Source organism: Paenibacillus sp. FSL R7-0340 (assembly GCF_038002205.1).
Taxonomy (GTDB): domain Bacteria; phylum Bacillota; class Bacilli; order Paenibacillales; family Paenibacillaceae; genus Paenibacillus; species Paenibacillus polymyxa_B.
In genome coordinates this window covers 1481418-1498387 of sequence record NZ_JBBOBY010000001.1, presented here as the reverse complement: position 1 = coordinate 1498387, position 16970 = coordinate 1481418, and the positions used below count along the sequence as shown (strand labels likewise).

Below are 16970 nucleotides of genomic sequence, written 5' to 3'. Positions count from 1 at the left end.
TTTTCGCTGTGTACTATATGGGGAACAGAAAGTACCAAAAAGGCTATCCGCAGCTCATGACTGACGGATAGCCTTTTTTTTTCGTTATGTGAATGGGGGGATGATTTCTCCCCTGTTACCAAGCTATGCCTGTGGATTACCCAGCTTTGTTGCCAAATCACGCAGAGCTATCCCTCGGTGACTGATAGCCTGCTTTTGTTCCAACGTCAGCTCGGCCATTGTCTTTTCAAACTCTGGCAAATAAAACAGCGGATCATACCCAAACCCGCCGCTGCCGGCGGTTTCAGTAGTAATCCAGCCTTCCACGGAGCCTGTCGATTCCAACGTCTCGCCAGTCTGCGGATTATATAGAATCAAGGTACAGACGAATTGAGCCGGGCTTAGCAAAGGCTGTCCCGTATCATCACCCAGCTGCTTCGATTCCAGAACGTCGAGCAGCTTAATATTGTTTTCGTGATCGCTGGCACCTTCTCCAGCATAACGGGCAGAGTATACCCCCGGCGCACCGTCCAGCAAGTCCACGCAGAGGCCGGAATCATCGGCCAGCACGGGCAATCCGAGCACATCTCCAACCGCTTTAGCTTTTTTCAGTGCATTTTCGGCAAAGGTTTTGCCATCTTCAACGACATCAGGAATGTCGGGATAATCGTACATGCTTCTGACTTCCTTGCCAAACGGCGCAAAGGCATGCGCAAATTCCCGCACCTTTCCTTTATTTTTCGTAGCGACAATGACGACCGGGCCATCCAGCCGCATTAGGCGCCAGCTCCTGTACGTCCAGCACCGATCTTATCAGCAATCGGTCCAAGCACTTCTTTTTGGCGCTCAATCATTTGCAGAATCCCTTGTTCGCCCAAGCTAAGCAGTTGATCCAATTCGTTACGGTCAAATGGGCTTTCTTCACCTGTACCTTGCAGCTCAACATATTTTCCGCTGCCAGTCATGACAAGATTCATGTCCACTTTGGCCTTGGAATCCTCTTCATAGTTCAGATCCAGCAATGCTTTTTCACCAACAACCCCTACGCTGACGGAAGCCAGGAAATCGGTAATTGGAAAAACAGGCAGCTTGTGCTGGGTGGCAATTTTATTGACCGCAATCGCCAACGCTACGAAAGAACCGGTAATTGAGGTTGTGCGTGTTCCGCCGTCCGCCTGAATGACGTCACAATCCAACGTAATCGTCCGTTCACCAAGCGCCTGCAAATTGACCACCGAACGCAACGCTCTTCCAATCAGACGCTGAATTTCCATGGTACGGCCTGTCAGCTTGCCACGCGCAGCTTCACGCTGATTACGGCTATGAGTCGCACGCGGAAGCATGGAATACTCTGCGGTTACCCAGCCTTTTCCTTGTCCCTTCATAAAGGGTGGTACGCGTTCTTCTACAGTAGCCGTGCAAATGACTTTCGTCTCGCCAACCTCTATAAAAACAGAGCCCTCCGCGTATTTATTTACTCCTGCTGTCAATTTCATCGGGCGCAGCTCGTCACCGTTTCGTCCGTTAGATCTACTCATGCTTTTTCCTCCTACGTCGTATGCAACCTGTTCTTATATGTTTATTTTACCAAAGTGTGCAGGCAAAAGCACCCCAAGGACGATTCCCGCCCTTAAAGAGGGATTTCGTTAATATGTTGCGGCTTGGCTACAGGCTCTCCATAATTTTGATTATTTTGTCCAATCACGCTTTTTTCACCATTTAGTTCAATCCGAATTTTTGTTTTGACCGCATCATCTGAATTGTCTGCCGCTGTCAGCACAACCGATTCCAAAAATTCAGCAGGCACGGCTTCTCCCTTAGCAAACATATCATCCGAAAGAGATACCGTAATTACGTTGTCTTTGGAGCGTTCTACCGATTTCAGCGCCGTCTCCCCTGTCATCACTTCTTGTAACCCATCCTTGGTCTGCGGTCCTTGAATCAATTGATGCAGCGCTGACTGGACACGATCTTTTTCAGGGCTGACCAACCGTGTTACAGGTACGTAGTATTGAACTCCAGCAGGAGAAGATGAAGAGAAATACACGGTGACTGGACTGGAATCCAGGGGTGTTACGCCATGACCAATCTCCAAATTAATACCTACTGCACGCGTCAACGGATGATCCAGCGGTGTGCCGCCAACAGGCATTTCGTTCAGTTTTTTGCCATCCACCCAGATCTGTACGCTCTCAATATCGGGACGGTCGGTCAGGGTCCAGGTCAAACTCTCCATTAATTTTCGTTCTTCCTGTGGCTTATAGTTCGCGAAAGATTTATTGAACTCGACAACAGCCAGCTTGTTGTTCTTGTCCACCGTCACACTTTTCACTTCTGTACCCTGGGGTATTACCCCTTTAAATCCCTCTGGTAATAATCCAGCATACGGCCCGCCCTCAACCAATGTTTCCAGCGCTGACTTGGCATCTGCCTGCACATCACCTGTAGCAATCGGTAAAGATACCGGGGCCAGCAAACCGTTATGATCTTGCAAAAAAACAGCTCTCAGTTGACCTGTACTGGCAGGTGCTTTTCCGGTTACAGCCTTAATCATGGACTGCTCTGTCGTGGACGGCGGGGGGTCAATGGATGCCGATTCGTTGCCGAAAAGGCTGCAGCCCGACAACAACAGGGGTAGGGATAGCAGTCCAGCTACAGAGGTCATACGCCATGGGTGTTTTATATTCATAAGTGAAGTTCCTCCCTAACAATTTTGTACAGATTGTACTAATATGTATACGAGCCTCGCGTAAAAAATAACTACTTTTTCAGCAGACTGGACACACTGGTCATAATTGCAGTAGAAATCAGGATCTATACGAGGAGGGGAACTTCAACTTTATGGACAAGAAAAAAGCACCTTACAGCCTGAATAGTAAAAAGGTAGCCGATGCCACCCGCGAGTTGCTGCACAAGCGTGGTGTGAACCTGACTGAAATTGCAGAACTGGTCATGCTTTTACAAAAAAAATATTACCCGACCCTAACGATGGAAGAATGTATGGAGAATGTGGACAAGGTACTGATGAAGCGCGAGGTTCAAAATGCCGTGCTCACGGGCATCCAACTGGATATCCTTGCTGAACAAGGCGCTCTTCTTCCCCCATTGCAGGACATGATTGAGAATGATGAGGGATTATACGGTGTGGATGAAATTCTGGCCTTTTCCATCGTAAATGTGTACGGCAGCATTGGATTTACCAATTACGGTTATGTCGATAAGCTCAAACCGGGTGTGCTGGAACGCCTGAATGATAAAAGCCTCGGGCCGATCCATACGTTCCTGGACGACATTGTGGGCGCTATCGCAGCTTCGGCCAGCAGCCGCATCGCCCATCGCAAACAGGCAGAGCGCGAGCAGGAGCTTGGGGAAGAAAGTGCACCGAATACAACCCGTTAAACAACAAACAACGCTTGGAATACAACAGATATATATAGGGTTAGAGGAGAACTAGACATGGCAAACGTAACTGAAGGGTATACATTCCGTACGATGCAGGCTGACGATTATGATTAGGCCATTGACCTTTGGAATGGCTTAGACGGATTGGGATTAAGCGAGGCCGACTCACCGGAGCGGATTGCACGCTTTTTACAACGGAACGAAGGACTTAGCTTTGTCTGTGAGCATGATGGAAGCATCATAGGCACGATTTTGGCGGGTCACGATAGTCGCAGGGGGTTTCTGTATCATCTGGGTGTAGCCACAGCACATCGTGGTCAAGGGATCGCGCCCAGACTGGTGGATAAAGCGTTATCTGCTTTGCTGAGAGAAGGCATTGATAAATGTCATCTGTTTGTGATGGAGCATAACGCAGGGGGTCAACGCTTCTGGTCAGCTAACGGCTGGGAGAAACGGGATGGAATTTTACTATATTCCCGAGGACTAGAACTAGGATCTAACGCTTGATCTATACAAATAGGAGCACCGGGTCTGATTCAAGTCGAGCTATAAACGTCAGACACGGTGCATAAAACTCACAGCTTATTCATTGGCAATTCTAACATTTCAAGCTCAGACTACCTTCATTCATAAATTACAATCCATTTTGTGGACGCAGTGCACGTTCTACAATTCCCAGCGTGGATTGACGAGAGAAGAACCGGGACACCTGAGCTACCCAATAGTTTTGGCGACCGGAAATGATGTGACTACGCCCCTTTTCAAATGCTCTCAACGCGTTCTTCACAACGGTTTGGGGAGTTTCCCTAATTCCAATTGACGCTTCACTTGCGCCAACAATATCAAAAAACGGCGTTTCCGTTGAGCCTGGACAAAGGGCCAGAACTCTAAGCCCCCGTTTCCGATTTTCGGCCCATAGCGCTTCAGTAAAAGAAAGCACAAATGCTTTGGTTGCTCCATACACCGCCATATAAGGATCGGGCTGAAATGCAGCTGTGGAAGAAACATTGATTAATCCACCATCCCGCTTACGCAATAAATCAGGCATAAATGCATGTGTGATGTCGACTAAAGCAGCCACATTGAGCATCACTTCCTCATGCTGTCGTTCTCCTGAAACCTGCTCAAAGTATCCATAGGTGGCAAAACCCGCGTTGTTAATCAAGAGATCTACCTTTAGCTGTTGCTTTTGAACCTCCTGATGCAATGCTTGGGGTGCTCCTGATGTAGAAAGATCTAACGCAATCACCGTTGCTTTTACGTTATATTTAGCTGAGAGTTCTTTAGCCAGTGTCTTTAATTTGGTTTCATTGCGTGCTACCAAAATGAGATTACATTTCTTAGCTGCGAGCGAATAGGCAAAGGCCTCGCCAATACCGGATGAAGCCCCTGTGATCAGAGCTATTTTATTTGCGTACATAAACATGATGACAACCTCCATAGTATTGTTGTTTTATTTAAGAAACATTGTTACCACTACTCTATAATGAACTGAAGTCATCTACTATGACGACCTCAGTACACTTCATATTTACGATGGAGATGAGGATGTTTTAAATGCTACGAGCGCATTCTTCAGTGTAAATGCATACACTCCTTGAGCCATATCTACATCTGAAAAATGACCTGCAAACTGAAGATGTATGACTCCATGTAAAGCAGACCAAAACATCCGGACAACCAGCAGCGGATCATGTTCTTTCAATGCTCCCTGCTCCATAGCGTGTATGACGGTTTGCAGGATTTGAGACAGGGCCGTTGTGGTACCCTCCAAGCTCTGTTCATCCGGCTTGAAATCAGATAATGCCCCGCCAAACATCATTTTGTAATAGGCTGAATGAAGCTGCGCAAATTCCCAGTACGCCCAGCATAGAGCTTCAAGATCAGCGAGTACGCTTTCGGTAACGGGTACTTGCTGAAAGGATTCAGCCAATAGCCGACATCCATCCAGGTACATCTCATTGGCAAGACCATCCTTACTGCCGAAAATACTGTAAATAATTTTGGTGGAACAGCTTAATTTCTGCGCAACTCGCCGCACGGTCACGGCCTCTGGCCCTTCTTCCGCAAGAAGGATACATGCGGCGTCAATGACATTTTTACGGAGCAATTGCTGCTGCTGTAGCTTCACTTCCGAATAGGTTTTATAGGGATGCGATGGCTCGGTCATGATTGAATGCACTTCCTTTTGCTTATTAAAAACTGTTGCTTGATGCTACTATAATAAATTAAAGATCTACACAAGATCTCAGGAAACATTGTTTCTGTTAAGAACCATAGTATTCTAAGCCTGAGTGTTTGTCAAATAAAAAAGAACGCAATGAGTAGGTACACTTACCGCGCTCTGGTTGAATGCTTAAAAATGAAGCTATGTTTGGCGTTCCACGATCAGTAGGCAATGCCTACCCGTGTACGGATAAATTCGTAACTCTTGCATTGACGATAGGTAAAATCAGCCGTATCCGCGGTGGTAATTTGTGAGCCACCTTCAGGCAAAAAATCTTTTTCCACGCGATAAATACCTGTCCGCGCTCCATCCGGCAGATAGGTTGGACATACGATTGTCCAGTCTAGTGGCGATTCATGCAGCAATTCGTACACTCGCCGATGTTCCTCGGCTGCACGAGTGCTGCGTCGCCGGGTCTCGGAGGACTCGTACCGATACAGGTCCGGTTCGGTCCGGCTTTGCAAAATCCCTGCCGTTCCTACTGTAATGAGCCGGGAAATGGACTGCTCCTGCATGAGCCGGACCAGCAGGGCTATATTAACGGATAAGGTAGTCGTTCCATCCGTATTCAGCGCACTGATTACAGCCGTCGCCCCACCCTTCAGCGCTTGTGCTACGTCCTCTGCATTAGTGGCATCGCCTTGTACGATTTGCAGCTGATTCCCGTACCCGGGTGCGAAATCCTCCAGCTTATCCGGTGAACGAACAAGGACAGTAACGACATGACCGTCCTCTAATGCATAATCTAATATGTACCGTCCTACGCGTCCGGTAGCTCCCAGCAGCAGCAAATTCATAAAATCCTCTTTTCCGGCATGCATGCCGCTTGTCATGTTGCTTCGTCATGTCACTTGTTGGGTAGTTTTCCGCGACTATTGACGGCAAAGGGGATAGAAGCGCGTGATTGAGTCCGTCTCGCTCATAGAGGCCCGTTCACGGCGCACCAGCTCCACCAGATGAGCCAGCGTCTCGGACATGGCAAACCTTAGCTGGTGAATACCCAGCTTGCCACCAAACATGGCAATGCACAGCTCATAGGCTGTGCTGCCCTCCGGTTGGATCAGCTGCTGGAATTTATCCAGCCGTTCTTCATGATGCGCCAGCAACGCTTGCGTCCGCTCCCGAAAATAACCAAACGGATTGCGGTGCCCCGGATATGCCCACGCTACCTCCAGCTCGCCTAGACGCTGCAAGCCGTCTACATAAGACCTCAACGGCTGGGCATCGCTGCCCGGCAGCAGACTGATATTAGGAGAAATCTGCGGCAAAACTGCGTCACCGCAGAGGATAACGCCGCTATTCGGGTCATATAAGGACACATGTCCAGGCGCATGCCCTCCTGTCTCGACGGGCAGCCAACTGCGTCCACCCCATTCCAGACGAGCGTCCATTCCGGTAGGAATAACGGTAATCTCAGGCTGTGGATTCACTTGCAAATAAGCCTGCCGTATATGTAATTCCAATGCCGACACTTGCTCCAAAGGAAAGCCATGCTGGACAAAAAAGCTAGGAAGCCTGTTCTCCATTGCGACCGTCGATTCTGGAGCGTCCCACATCATCATCGCTTCCTTATGGCTTCGAGCTGACATATGTACACGAGCCTGACTTTGCTGCTGCATCCAGCCCGCCAATCCGTAATGATCGGGGTGATGATGAGTTACCACAATGTCAGAGATATCCTCAAAGGACATCCCCAGCTGTTGGAAGACATGCGCCCATTCTGCCTCGGTATCCATATTGCGCGGCCCCGGGTCTACAATCGTAAAACCGTGCTGTCCCTTGAGCACATAGCTATTCACCCAGCGCAGCGGAAAGGACATGGATATTTTGACCTGAAAGCCTCCGTCTATTCGCTCACACGGTGTAAGCTCTGGCATTTTCATGGCTTCCCATCCGCCTTTCTGTTTTAAGCCCGCACGCCGACAAAAATCATTCGAGGCGAAGCATCTTCGATATATTGATCTTCATTATAGCTTCCGTGCACCTGCTCTACGGATAGTCCGGCTTGCTCTAGCAATCCACGGAACTTTTCATACGGATATAGCTTCACTCGTTCATGATACACGCGCGCGGGTTCTCCCTCAGTAGGAGTCGTACCCAGAGCAGAGGCTGCCTCAGTGGCCGTAACAGATGCGGCTGACCGAATCGCAATTTGCTTTTTCACAAAGCCATCTTCAATGACCCGATGCTCCTCAATCCAATTTCCTTCATCCTCCCGTGACGAATGCGGTACCAAATGAGCGGTTACGTAAGCAGGGTTCAAATAATCTATGATAAAGCGTCCTCCCGGCTTCAACAACCGATATATTTCCCTTAGTACTTTAAGCTGCTCCTCATCCTTTTCAAAATAACCGAAGGAGGTGAACAAATTCATCACCGCGTCATAGCTTTCATCCAGCGGCACCTCTCTCATATCCCCTTGATGCCAACTTACCCGCCCTTCGGAATCAGCTGCACGAGCCTCTCTCAGCAGCACATTGGAAAGGTCCACACCTGTCACCTTATAACCTGCATCTGCGAGCGCAAGCGAATGACGTCCCATCCCACAGCATAAATCCAATACGCTGGAGCCTTGCGGTAATTTGAGCCAGGAGATCATTTTTTGCACTTCCTGATAGGCCCCCTGAAAGTCGCGATGCTTGTATACCAATAAATAATCTTCCCCAAAGCTTTGCTCGTACCATTCTGCCATATCGTTTCTCCTCCATGAACTCATTTCGCTCTATTACATACTATATTAGCTTTTTCAAACTGGAAACTCAAAAGCATTACGAATAAGGGTTTTACAAAATCCTGAACAACAAACATGTTACAATAATCGTTATTTGAATCCATTTCATAATACCTTCAGTAGCTTTAATAAAGAGTACATGATCCACCCCATTTTATCATTAAAATGATTCATGGGAACGCTTTTAGAAGTATTCATAAGAGAAAGGAGCGGGGAAGTTATGATTCAAATTGGACTTACGGGTTGGGGCGATCACGATGACTTGTATCCAACGGGCACCAAAGCTAACCAAAAACTAAGCGTCTATGGAAGCCATTTTCCGGTAGTAGAGATGGATAGTTCTTTCTATGCGGTGCAGCCCACAGATCGTATGGCACGCTGGGCGGCGGAAACCCCAGACTCTTTTTCATTTCTCGTCAAAGCCTATCAAGGCATGACTGGACATACCCGCGGCAAGCAGCCTTACTTCAAAACAATAGATGCCATGTACGAAGCACTGCATGCATCCATACAGCCTCTACGCGAAGCGGGCAAGCTTAAAGCCGTACTGTTTCAGTACCCACCCTGGTTCGACTGTACACGTGAGAATGTCGCTGTACTGCGAGACACGAAAAAAAGGATGGGAGAGGTCCCATCCGTACTTGAATTCAGACATCAAAGCTGGTTCACACCCGATTTTCGGAAACAAACGCTGGCATTCATGCGCGAAGAAGGTTGGATACACAGCGTATGCGACGAGCCGCAGGCGGGACCGGGGTCAGTTCCCATTGTGCCGTTGGCTACAGATGGTAATCTGACAGTCGTACGTCTCCACGGACGGAACATATCGGGCTGGAATCAAAGCTCCGCGCCTAATTGGCGGGAGGTTCGTTATCTGTATCGGTACAATGAACAAGAGTTGACCGAATGGAGAGACAGATTGCTGGAGCTGGAGCAGCAAAGCCGTGAGGTGTGCGTTATTTTCAACAACAACTCAGGTGGAGACGCAGCTGCTAACGCCAAGCAGCTCATGACCATGCTTGGCATGGACCCTAAACCTTTTCCACCTCGCAAGCCACCCGAAGAGGATAACGGGCCGGAACAGCTTGAACTATTTTGAGGAACGGGCTGAGGGTGAGGAGTTGGAAATAGCCTTTTTGAGCTTGCGTGCATTATCCAGTAAATACGGGTCGTCAGGTAAATAGCGTAAAGCGGTTTGGTTATGCTCATACGAAGCGTCCAGCTTACCTACATGGGCATAGCAATGGCTGAGCCGCACATGAGGTAACCAGGAGTAGCATGGCAGCGGAACAGGTCGCATACCCGGAAGGTGATGCTGTTGCTCCAATGCCTTTTCATACCAGTATGCGGCAGTGCTCCATTCGTTTCGTGTGAAAAACCAGTCACCGATCATGCAACACAAGTCTGATTGCGGTACACCGTATCGAAAGGAGCTTAACAGACTATCCAGCTGTTGCTCCGGCTTCCCGAGGTGAAAATAGCATTCCGCCGAGCGCGCACAAGCGGTAATCCGCTCCTCCCGGTAGCCGCTCGGCTCCTCCAACAGATGATTGAACGCCTCTGCCGCCTCGGCATATTCTTTACGGTCAAAACATTCATTGGCATGCAAATACAGCAGACGCCCCTCCAGCTTACCGCTTTCACTGATCCACCGGGCGAGAATACGTTGGTTACGGAGCGTGTGGTCTTGCATTCGGCGGTGAGTTACTGCCACATCCGAATGCACGATTTGCCCCTGAGGTATCACCAGATCCTCATGCAGACGCCCTTTCCAGCGGTATTGTCGCTCACGCTTCACGAGACGGATACGGCGTGAGGTGAACAACAGTTCACCCTGCTCCCCCTCTGCCAAATGAAGTGGCATTACCACTGCGTCGATATCCATAGACAAACGCTGCTTCAAGGCATGCAGGCGCTCACGCTCCGGCTCCAGCAACATATCGTCCGCATCCAGCCACATGATGTAGGAACACGTCGCCTTGTCAAACGATTCATTACGGGCGGCTGCAAAATCATCCTTCCATTCAAACGTATAAAGCCGATCCGTATAGCGGGCTGCTATCGTCTTCGTCTGATCCGTCGATCCCGTGTCCACAATGATGATTTCATCCATCAGGTCTGCGACCGAATCCAGACAGCGTGCAAGTGTCTGCTCCTCGTTCTTTACGATCATGCACAAGCTGATGGTCATTGGATGCTCAGTCATGACTTCACGTCATCCCCCCTTTACCTTTAGCTGAATCTGCCGTCGTTTTTCCGGTAGACTCGCCATCAGTATATGCACCTCTCCTTTCAGCCTGCGTCTTGTCTAGCTGTTCGGCACGTGCATACCTTTCCATCGGCAAAAGTTGTTCCTCCATATGCCGGATTCGCTGTACCGCCTTGTCGAGTGCGGCCTTTCGCTGATTCATTTTGCGAACATGCTGCTGCTCCACCAGTCGAAATTGTTCCTCGTCCAGTTTCATCCACTCATTCAGATGCGCTACCTCTGGTTTGACCTCACGCAGTTCTTTCGACTTCTTGCGGCCTGCAAAGCACAGATATTTGTGATGTACCTCCAGCGCTTTTTCATCAAAATAAGGATACAACACACGGGAGAGGCTCCCAGCATAGTAAGTCCGCTTGTGATCATGGAAAGGATGGTATCCATAAGGTACAGACAAGACGAGCGTTCCCTTTTTATTCAACAAGCGGTAAGCATGAGCCAGCAGGGTGTCGGGATGCGCAAAATGTTCCAAAATCTCCCCTAAAATAATGGTGTCAAATCCACCAGGAGGACGCTCAAATTGTGAAATGTCCTTCAACTGAAAGTGGACTCTTCCCCGGACGGGTGCGGATTCCTGACGAAGTTCTTTTTTTGCATAAGAAATGCTGCCCTCTTCCAAATCAATAGCCGTTACCTCAAAGCCTTCCCGTCCAAGCAAAATGGACGTTATCCCCTGACTGCACCCAACATCCAGCACGGTACGCCCCTGTACATGGCGGCAAATCCAGTGAATTCTATTGCGGGTGGCTTCATGAGATTCCTCCGAATTGATCTGCCCGTAATAACGTTCGTTTACCTGATCACGGTTAGCCAACAGCGGCGCCCCCTCCATCACCGGGATGCCCCAAGATCACGACATGTCCACCTGTGCAATGTGCGGTCGCATTACGTGTATCGAAGACCAGCGGGGCATGGTCGACCAGCTGTTGGTAATCCACCACAGAATGGTCTGTCGTGATGACTACGATATCTGCACTTTCCCATAGCTGAGCATTTGTCGTTCGAGATGGGATTGCTTCACCGTTCAGCTTAAAGCTCGATACATATGGGTCGGTGAAGCTCACCGAAGCTCCCATTTTTATTAGATGTTCAAACAGGACAAGAGCTGGGGATTCCCGAACATCATCAATGTCCTTTTTGTAGGCCACACCTGCCAGAATGATTTTGGCTTTGTTTATGGCTTTACCTTTCTGAGCGAGCATGGCTTCAATTCGCTCCGCAATATACAGCGGCATACGCCGATTCATGCGATCTGCCAAGTCCACGAATTCCAGTGGAAAACCATGCTGCTCGGATTTCCATGACAAGTATAGCGGATCAACCGGGATACAGTGCCCCCCGATGCCAGGTCCCGGATAGAAAGGCATATAGCCGAATGGCTTGGTTGCCGCTGCATCCAGTACCTCCCATATATTGATGCCAATTTTCTCACAGGCGGCTGTCAGCTCATTGACCATTCCAATGTTGACGCTACGGAACGTATTCTCGAACAGCTTGGCGGCTTCCGCCACGGTTGTCGAGCTGACTGGAACAATCTGGTCCAAAAAGGAGCCATAAAAACCCACTCCCGCTGCCAGACAATCCGGCGTGCAACCGCCGATCACCTTGGGTGTGTTGCGAATATTAAAATGAATGCTGCCCGGATCAACACGTTCCGGTGAAAAGCACACATAGAAATCCTTACCTACCGTCCAGCCCCTGCGCTGCTCTATCACCGGCCGAATCAGTTCCTCGGTCGTTCCCGGATAGGTGGTGCTTTCCAGAATCAACAGTGTTTGTCTACGCAAATGAGGTATGGCCTGATCAATAGCCGTTTCAATATAGGACGTATCCGGCTGATGTCCGTCTGTCAGCGGCGTAGGCACACAAATCACGACGATGTCCGCATGCTCCAGCACCTTGATATCCGTAACTGGATGCAATTGCTGCCCGATCAGACCTTCCAATGCATCATCGCCAATGTCTATGATGTAAGACTTTCCTTGAAGCAGCTTGGCTACTTTGACAGGATCGGAATCTACACCATATACATCATAACCAGCCTGTGCCATTTCCACTGCCATGGGCAGCCCTACATAACCGAGGCCGATTACCGCAACCTTTACAGTTCCTTTAGTTATTTTTTCCATAAGCTGCAAAATACCCACCTCTTTCATTGTTACTCCATGCCTCGCAGTAGCTCAGCAATTCCAGCGCGATCCATTAACTCATCGTCCGAGCGATATTGATCGAAGCTCACTCGTTCCAATCCACCATATTGGCTCAGTAAGCGCTCGTCTGCTTGCTGGGGAAGAATAACAAAATAACGGTCATCATAGCGATACGTATGCGGCACCTCATAGGGCGAAATCAGCACCTCATGCAGCTTTTCCCCACCACGTATACCAATTTCCTTCACTTTCAACGCAGGCTGTCCCGCCTGTTCTTTCATCACTTCTGCCAGATCTGCAATATTGCAGCCCTTCATTTTCATCACAAGGGTCTCTCCCCCAATTGCCGTGACAGAAGCCTTCAGCAGTAAGCCAATCGCCTCTCCGAGCGTGAGGAAGAAGCGTGTCATATCTGGGCTCGTCAGCGTTAAATCCTGCCCTTCCGCGATCTGGTGCTTGAACAGGGGCACGACACTTCCACTCGTCCCCAACACGTTGCCGCCGCGAATACACACAAAGCGAGTACGCTCACTTAAAGTGTTGGCGCGGATCATCAGTCTTTCACCGATCGCCTTCGTCATGCCATATACATTCACCGGGTCTACCGCCTTGTCTGTAGAGACATCAATTACCTTGGCGACTCCATGCTCAATGCTGGCCCGGATCACATTTTCCGTACCGTGTACGTTCGTCTTGAAGGCCTCTTCCGGCTGTTTCTCACACACAGGGACATGCTTTAATGCCGCCAAATGGAACACATAGTCCACTCCGCGACATGCCTCCTGCAATGCCTGAAGGTCGCGAATATCTCCAATCATGAAATTCAGGCGAGGATCAGATTGAAATTGCCGCTGCATGGCAATCTGTGCAAATTCACCGCGTGAGAATATCCGGATTTCCGCCGGTCCCTCCTTCAGCAATTCAGCCGTTAGGCGTTGCCCCCAAGATCCCGTGCCTCCGGTCACTAGCAGTTTTTTTCCTTTAAACAATATAATCTCCTCCTGACCGTTACGAATTGGCAATGTCTGTTCCCAGAAATTCAGCCAGCACAGCATTCATTTCATTCTCTGACAGCCGATCCTTCGCCGGCACTTTTTTTACCGAAGTATTTGCGGCATGAATGACGTTCACATAGTTGCGAAGTGGAATGACCTCATGCGGCAGCTCCGTTACATATCCGTGCGTACCCTTCCCAGGAATGACGACACGGTAATCATTTAGAAAATCCTCCACTTGATAGCGAAACACATAAAAAGAAGGCGAACGGTGAAACACCGGTGCCATCTGCCCCTCAACCGCATCCCACAGGTAACCCATCTGGTTCACCAGCGCAACCGTCTCCGGTTGAAACTTGTAATCATGTAACTGTTGTACAAATGACTGGTGGTATAAATCGTCGGAATCTATTCGAGCAATGAGCAGTTCGTCCGCGCCTTCGATGTACGCATGAATTCGACGTTTACTTTCGATGCTCGTACCAAAACGGATGTGGTCGGGAATGGGCTCATGTCGGGCTAGTTCCTCTTCCACAATGTCACTGCATCCGCCCGCCAGCTTGACGACAGATAAGAAATCCGTATTTGTCTGACTGAGTAAACTACGCAGCGTAAAGGTTCTGAATATATCCAGTCGCTCGCTGATCCACTCACGTGTCAGGCGGTTGGGATTCATCCCATAGTTATTAAAATTAATTTCAATTACAATCTTGCGATTCATTGATCTTCCTCCCTTTCAACCGTCTTCTCTCAAGTTATGAAGACGCCTCTGAAACGGCACGTACAGATGCAACGAATCTTGTAAAAATAGGTAGAATCCAAAAAGAATAGTCGTTCATACAAAAACCTTTTCGCTTTCGACATATGATAGAATACAAAGTTTTTTGCTCCATCTGAAAAGTTGAACAAGCAGGAACGACAGGGAGGTAACATGTTATGACGAATCCAAGGTATCTGGAGATTGACGAGGTACTGAAACGATTGAAGCTGGCACTCGATCAGCACCAGTCCTTTTCTCTCATTCGTATTGGGGATGGTGAAAATTTGGTGTTGTCGCAGGACACCGTCTGGCCGATGGAAAAGGTATTACAGGAACGTTGGGCGGTCAAAGCCAATCTCGGTCAAAAGGGACTGTTTCTACCGAATACGGAACTACGGGACGCGGTGGCTGAGGCAGTGAGCAAAGCTAGCATTGCTGGCATTTTGCCATATGATGACGAATCTATTAAAGCACCATCCTATATGAAGCGGGAGCTGACCGATCAGGTCTTTGCTCACTATGCTCTTTCCCCCGCGCTGACCTGCCACGCCTGCCTGAATCGGTATTTGGCTGAGACACCCGCTTTCTGGGACATGCTGAAAAATCGACGCATTCTGCTGGTCACCCGGACGGCCGCTGAAGTAAAGCCTGTTCTTGAGGCCGATCCGTACAGGCTGAATATCGCGCACACGCTGGCATTTCATCAATATGAACAAATGCCTGAAACACTCCAATGGATCGCAGCACACAAAGATGACTTTGATATTGCGCTATTCTCTTGTGGTGTCAATGCAGTCGTGTTAGCACAAAAAACAGCAGAGCTAACTGGCAAAGTAGGTATAGACTTCGGCAAGGCGATTAATATCGTCATGTTCGGCAAAGCTAATTAATGAATAAAGATAATTTGTGAAAAAATCCACTTAACAAGTAATCTTTGCTCCGTATATCAAAAAAGCACTAGCAAATTTCAGTTTGCTGGTGCTTTTTGCTATCATACATTTTCCTAAAGTCCGTGATCGAAAAGAATAATCCATATAAAGCCTTGGGCCCTTGCTTGTTTAGAAATAGAATTTGAGATTTCCTGTCACTTCTTTTACAATATTACAGAAACTAGCATTCATTTAGAAATTATGAGGAGGATGTTGAAATGTCACATAACAAGAGATTGAAGACATATCCACTTACAAAAGCAAAGCATGTAAAGGTTCATGGTCGAACTACGCAAACACGTACACCTCTTACTCTGTTTTGGACAGGCAGTGGCATTGAATTGAATATCAAAGGCTCAGAGCTGTGGATTGAAATTGAGGCCGATTACCAGGTGTTTGAACCCTGGATCAGTATTGTCATCAATGGGGTTCCGATGAGTCGCCTGATGGTGACCGCAGGACGACATTGGATCTGTCTTTTGAGAGGGTTGAACCCTGACACGGTCAAAAATGTCCGTGTGGTCAAGGATGTCCAGCCTATGAGTTCGGACTCGCGCTGCTTGTTGCAAATTCATGCCCTGAAGGTTGATGGGGAATTGCTGCCAGTCACTGATAAGCCCCTCAAGGTGGAATTTATCGGTGACAGCATTACCTCGGGAGAAGGAACGATTGGAGCGAAGGAGGAGACAGACTGGGTTCCCATGCTGTTCACAGCACTACGCAATTATACAGCCATAACAGCCGAAGCACTAAATGCGGACTACCGAGTGCTATCACAAAGCGGATGGGGTGTCCTAACAAGCTGGGATAATAATCCGCATGCGAACATACCGGCATATTATGAGCAGATATGTGGTGTGCTGACCGGTGAGAGAAATGAAGCATTAGGGGCATTTTCAGATCATGATTTTACCTCATGGCAGCCGGACGTGGTCGTAGTGAATTTGGGGACTAATGACGGGGGAGCCTTTTATTCTCCTGCATGGACGGACCCAGTAAGCGGGAAAGTGTACAAGCAACGCTTGAACGAGGACGGCACATTCAATGAAGAAGATTTACAATCTTTTGAAAGCGCTATCGTACGTTTTCTTGTCAAGCTTCGGACCTGCAATCCTGCTGCCCATATTGTGTGGGCCTATGGGATGCTGGGTACTCCGATGATGCCCTCAATCTACCGAGCGGTAGACGCGTACAAGAAAAAAACGAGGGATCGGAATGTGTCTGTATTCCAACTGCCTAACACGACGGAAGAAACGATAGGATCTCGCAGCCATCCCGGGCTCTCCGCCCATGCCAAAGCAGCAGATGAGTTGACAGTGTATTTGCGAGAGATTCTAAAGAAATAGAATCCGAGAAGCACAATCAACTCTGTAGAACACGCTCATAAAGGAATTTACAACAACTAGGTCATTTGTGCTCTGGGTGTTGTTGAGAATTATAGCCACGAGTCTGCAGCAGATGTCTGTCTATGCTCGTGGCTAGTTAGCGCAGCGGACTATCCTAGGAGAACCACGAACAGGCAGCGAGCATT

18 protein-coding genes are annotated in these 16970 nt (G+C 48.7%); 5 read left to right on the top strand and 13 right to left on the bottom strand.

The window, feature by feature from the left end; all coding sequences use genetic code 11:
- Positions 1-123 precede the first annotated feature (123 nt).
- From MKX59_RS06720 to MKX59_RS06710, 3 genes are all read right to left on the bottom strand, one after another.
- Positions 124-756, bottom strand: a complete 633-nt coding sequence (locus tag MKX59_RS06720) for an XTP/dITP diphosphatase (RefSeq protein ID WP_013311674.1) — start codon at positions 754-756, stop codon at positions 124-126.
- On the bottom strand, positions 756-1517 hold the full coding sequence (rph, locus tag MKX59_RS06715; protein ID WP_013311675.1) for a ribonuclease PH: 762 nt from the start codon (positions 1515-1517) through the stop codon (positions 756-758). The genes MKX59_RS06720 and rph overlap by 1 nt, the downstream gene beginning before the upstream one ends.
- A 92-nt stretch (positions 1518-1609) precedes the next feature.
- The gene (locus MKX59_RS06710; protein ID WP_023990027.1) at positions 1610-2668 is read right to left on the bottom strand and encodes a GerMN domain-containing protein; all 1059 of its coding nucleotides are present in this window, start codon (positions 2666-2668) and stop codon (positions 1610-1612) included.
- Positions 2669-2820: 152 nt separating this feature from the next.
- Between MKX59_RS06710 and MKX59_RS06705 the strand changes: the two genes are divergently transcribed.
- Both MKX59_RS06705 and MKX59_RS06700 read left to right on the top strand, forming a co-directional pair.
- Positions 2821-3378 carry a phosphatidylglycerophosphatase A family protein gene (locus MKX59_RS06705; RefSeq protein ID WP_023990028.1) on the top strand — a complete coding sequence of 186 codons (558 nt, stop codon included), beginning with the start codon at positions 2821-2823 and terminating at the stop codon, positions 3376-3378.
- Positions 3379-3498: 120 nt separating this feature from the next.
- Complete coding sequence (locus tag MKX59_RS06700; RefSeq protein ID WP_340858991.1) at positions 3499-3888, top strand: GNAT family N-acetyltransferase; 390 nt, start codon at positions 3499-3501, stop codon at positions 3886-3888.
- Between the two features lie 127 nt (positions 3889-4015).
- Here the strand turns inward: MKX59_RS06700 and MKX59_RS06695 are convergent, their stop codons facing one another.
- From MKX59_RS06695 to MKX59_RS06675, 5 genes are all read right to left on the bottom strand, one after another.
- Positions 4016-4807, bottom strand: coding sequence for an SDR family NAD(P)-dependent oxidoreductase (locus tag MKX59_RS06695; RefSeq protein ID WP_075154666.1), 792 nt, complete (start codon positions 4805-4807; stop codon positions 4016-4018).
- Positions 4808-4912: 105 nt separating this feature from the next.
- On the bottom strand, positions 4913-5551 hold the full coding sequence (locus MKX59_RS06690) for a TetR/AcrR family transcriptional regulator (RefSeq protein ID WP_023990031.1): 639 nt from the start codon (positions 5549-5551) through the stop codon (positions 4913-4915).
- A 218-nt stretch (positions 5552-5769) separates the two neighbouring features.
- Complete coding sequence (locus MKX59_RS06685; RefSeq protein WP_023990032.1) at positions 5770-6405, bottom strand: NAD(P)-dependent oxidoreductase; 636 nt, start codon at positions 6403-6405, stop codon at positions 5770-5772.
- Between the two features lie 75 nt (positions 6406-6480).
- On the bottom strand, positions 6481-7491 hold the full coding sequence (locus MKX59_RS06680; protein WP_068941731.1) for an MBL fold metallo-hydrolase: 1011 nt from the start codon (positions 7489-7491) through the stop codon (positions 6481-6483).
- 23 nt (positions 7492-7514) lie between these two features.
- Positions 7515-8300 carry a class I SAM-dependent methyltransferase gene (locus MKX59_RS06675; RefSeq protein WP_068941733.1) on the bottom strand — a complete coding sequence of 262 codons (786 nt, stop codon included), beginning with the start codon at positions 8298-8300 and terminating at the stop codon, positions 7515-7517.
- A 259-nt stretch (positions 8301-8559) separates the two neighbouring features.
- Here MKX59_RS06675 and MKX59_RS06670 point away from each other — a divergent pair, with 259 nt between their 5' ends.
- The gene (locus MKX59_RS06670) at positions 8560-9438 is read left to right on the top strand and encodes a DUF72 domain-containing protein (protein ID WP_068941735.1); all 879 of its coding nucleotides are present in this window, start codon (positions 8560-8562) and stop codon (positions 9436-9438) included.
- Here MKX59_RS06670 and MKX59_RS06665 read toward each other — a convergent pair.
- Genes MKX59_RS06665 through MKX59_RS06645 form a run of 5 tightly spaced genes read right to left on the bottom strand, consistent with a single transcriptional unit; the run spans position 9430 to position 14471 of the window.
- A complete protein-coding gene (locus tag MKX59_RS06665) occupies positions 9430-10545 on the bottom strand; it encodes a glycosyltransferase family 2 protein (RefSeq protein WP_340857840.1) in 1116 nt (371 codons plus the stop codon). The two genes, MKX59_RS06670 and MKX59_RS06665, sit on opposite strands and share 9 nt — an antisense overlap.
- A gap of 4 nt (positions 10546-10549) precedes the next feature.
- Positions 10550-11419 carry a class I SAM-dependent methyltransferase gene (locus tag MKX59_RS06660; protein ID WP_075154668.1) on the bottom strand — a complete coding sequence of 290 codons (870 nt, stop codon included), beginning with the start codon at positions 11417-11419 and terminating at the stop codon, positions 10550-10552.
- The gene (locus MKX59_RS06655) at positions 11412-12761 is read right to left on the bottom strand and encodes a nucleotide sugar dehydrogenase (protein WP_264454627.1); all 1350 of its coding nucleotides are present in this window, start codon (positions 12759-12761) and stop codon (positions 11412-11414) included. The genes MKX59_RS06660 and MKX59_RS06655 overlap by 8 nt, the downstream gene beginning before the upstream one ends.
- A 2-nt stretch (positions 12762-12763) precedes the next feature.
- Positions 12764-13744 (bottom strand): polysaccharide biosynthesis protein, encoded by a 981-nt coding sequence (locus tag MKX59_RS06650; protein ID WP_076264926.1) that lies wholly within the window; start codon positions 13742-13744, stop codon positions 12764-12766.
- A gap of 19 nt (positions 13745-13763) precedes the next feature.
- Positions 13764-14471, bottom strand: coding sequence for a glycosyltransferase family A protein (locus tag MKX59_RS06645; RefSeq protein ID WP_068941740.1), 708 nt, complete (start codon positions 14469-14471; stop codon positions 13764-13766).
- A 215-nt stretch (positions 14472-14686) separates the two neighbouring features.
- On the opposite strand from MKX59_RS06645, the gene MKX59_RS06640 reads away from it, so the two are divergent.
- Together MKX59_RS06640 and MKX59_RS06635 are read left to right on the top strand one after the other, a co-directional pair.
- Complete coding sequence (locus tag MKX59_RS06640) at positions 14687-15400, top strand: GT-D fold domain-containing glycosyltransferase (RefSeq protein ID WP_023990040.1); 714 nt, start codon at positions 14687-14689, stop codon at positions 15398-15400.
- Between the two features lie 257 nt (positions 15401-15657).
- Positions 15658-16785, top strand: coding sequence for an SGNH/GDSL hydrolase family protein (locus MKX59_RS06635; protein ID WP_053326003.1), 1128 nt, complete (start codon positions 15658-15660; stop codon positions 16783-16785).
- Positions 16786-16970: the final 185 nt, after the last annotated feature.

Coding starts and splice junctions, on each gene's coding strand:
- MKX59_RS06720 (WP_013311674.1), bottom strand. CDS start 756: ATGCGGCTGGATGGCCCGGTCGTCATTGTCGCTACGAAAAATAAAGGA.
- rph (WP_013311675.1), bottom strand. CDS start 1,517: ATGAGTAGATCTAACGGACGAAACGGTGACGAGCTGCGCCCGATGAAA.
- MKX59_RS06710 (WP_023990027.1), bottom strand. CDS start 2,668: ATGAATATAAAACACCCATGGCGTATGACCTCTGTAGCTGGACTGCTA.
- MKX59_RS06705 (WP_023990028.1), top strand. CDS start 2,821: ATGGACAAGAAAAAAGCACCTTACAGCCTGAATAGTAAAAAGGTAGCC.
- MKX59_RS06695 (WP_075154666.1), bottom strand. CDS start 4,807: ATGTTTATGTACGCAAATAAAATAGCTCTGATCACAGGGGCTTCATCC.
- MKX59_RS06690 (WP_023990031.1), bottom strand. CDS start 5,551: ATGACCGAGCCATCGCATCCCTATAAAACCTATTCGGAAGTGAAGCTA.
- MKX59_RS06685 (WP_023990032.1), bottom strand. CDS start 6,405: ATGAATTTGCTGCTGCTGGGAGCTACCGGACGCGTAGGACGGTACATA.
- MKX59_RS06680 (WP_068941731.1), bottom strand. CDS start 7,491: ATGAAAATGCCAGAGCTTACACCGTGTGAGCGAATAGACGGAGGCTTT.
- MKX59_RS06675 (WP_068941733.1), bottom strand. CDS start 8,300: ATGGCAGAATGGTACGAGCAAAGCTTTGGGGAAGATTATTTATTGGTA.
- MKX59_RS06670 (WP_068941735.1), top strand. CDS start 8,560: ATGATTCAAATTGGACTTACGGGTTGGGGCGATCACGATGACTTGTAT.
- MKX59_RS06665 (WP_340857840.1), bottom strand. CDS start 10,545: ATGACTGAGCATCCAATGACCATCAGCTTGTGCATGATCGTAAAGAAC.
- MKX59_RS06655 (WP_264454627.1), bottom strand. CDS start 12,761: ATGAAAGAGGTGGGTATTTTGCAGCTTATGGAAAAAATAACTAAAGGA.
- MKX59_RS06645 (WP_068941740.1), bottom strand. CDS start 14,471: ATGAATCGCAAGATTGTAATTGAAATTAATTTTAATAACTATGGGATG.
- MKX59_RS06640 (WP_023990040.1), top strand. CDS start 14,687: ATGACGAATCCAAGGTATCTGGAGATTGACGAGGTACTGAAACGATTG.
- MKX59_RS06635 (WP_053326003.1), top strand. CDS start 15,658: ATGTCACATAACAAGAGATTGAAGACATATCCACTTACAAAAGCAAAG.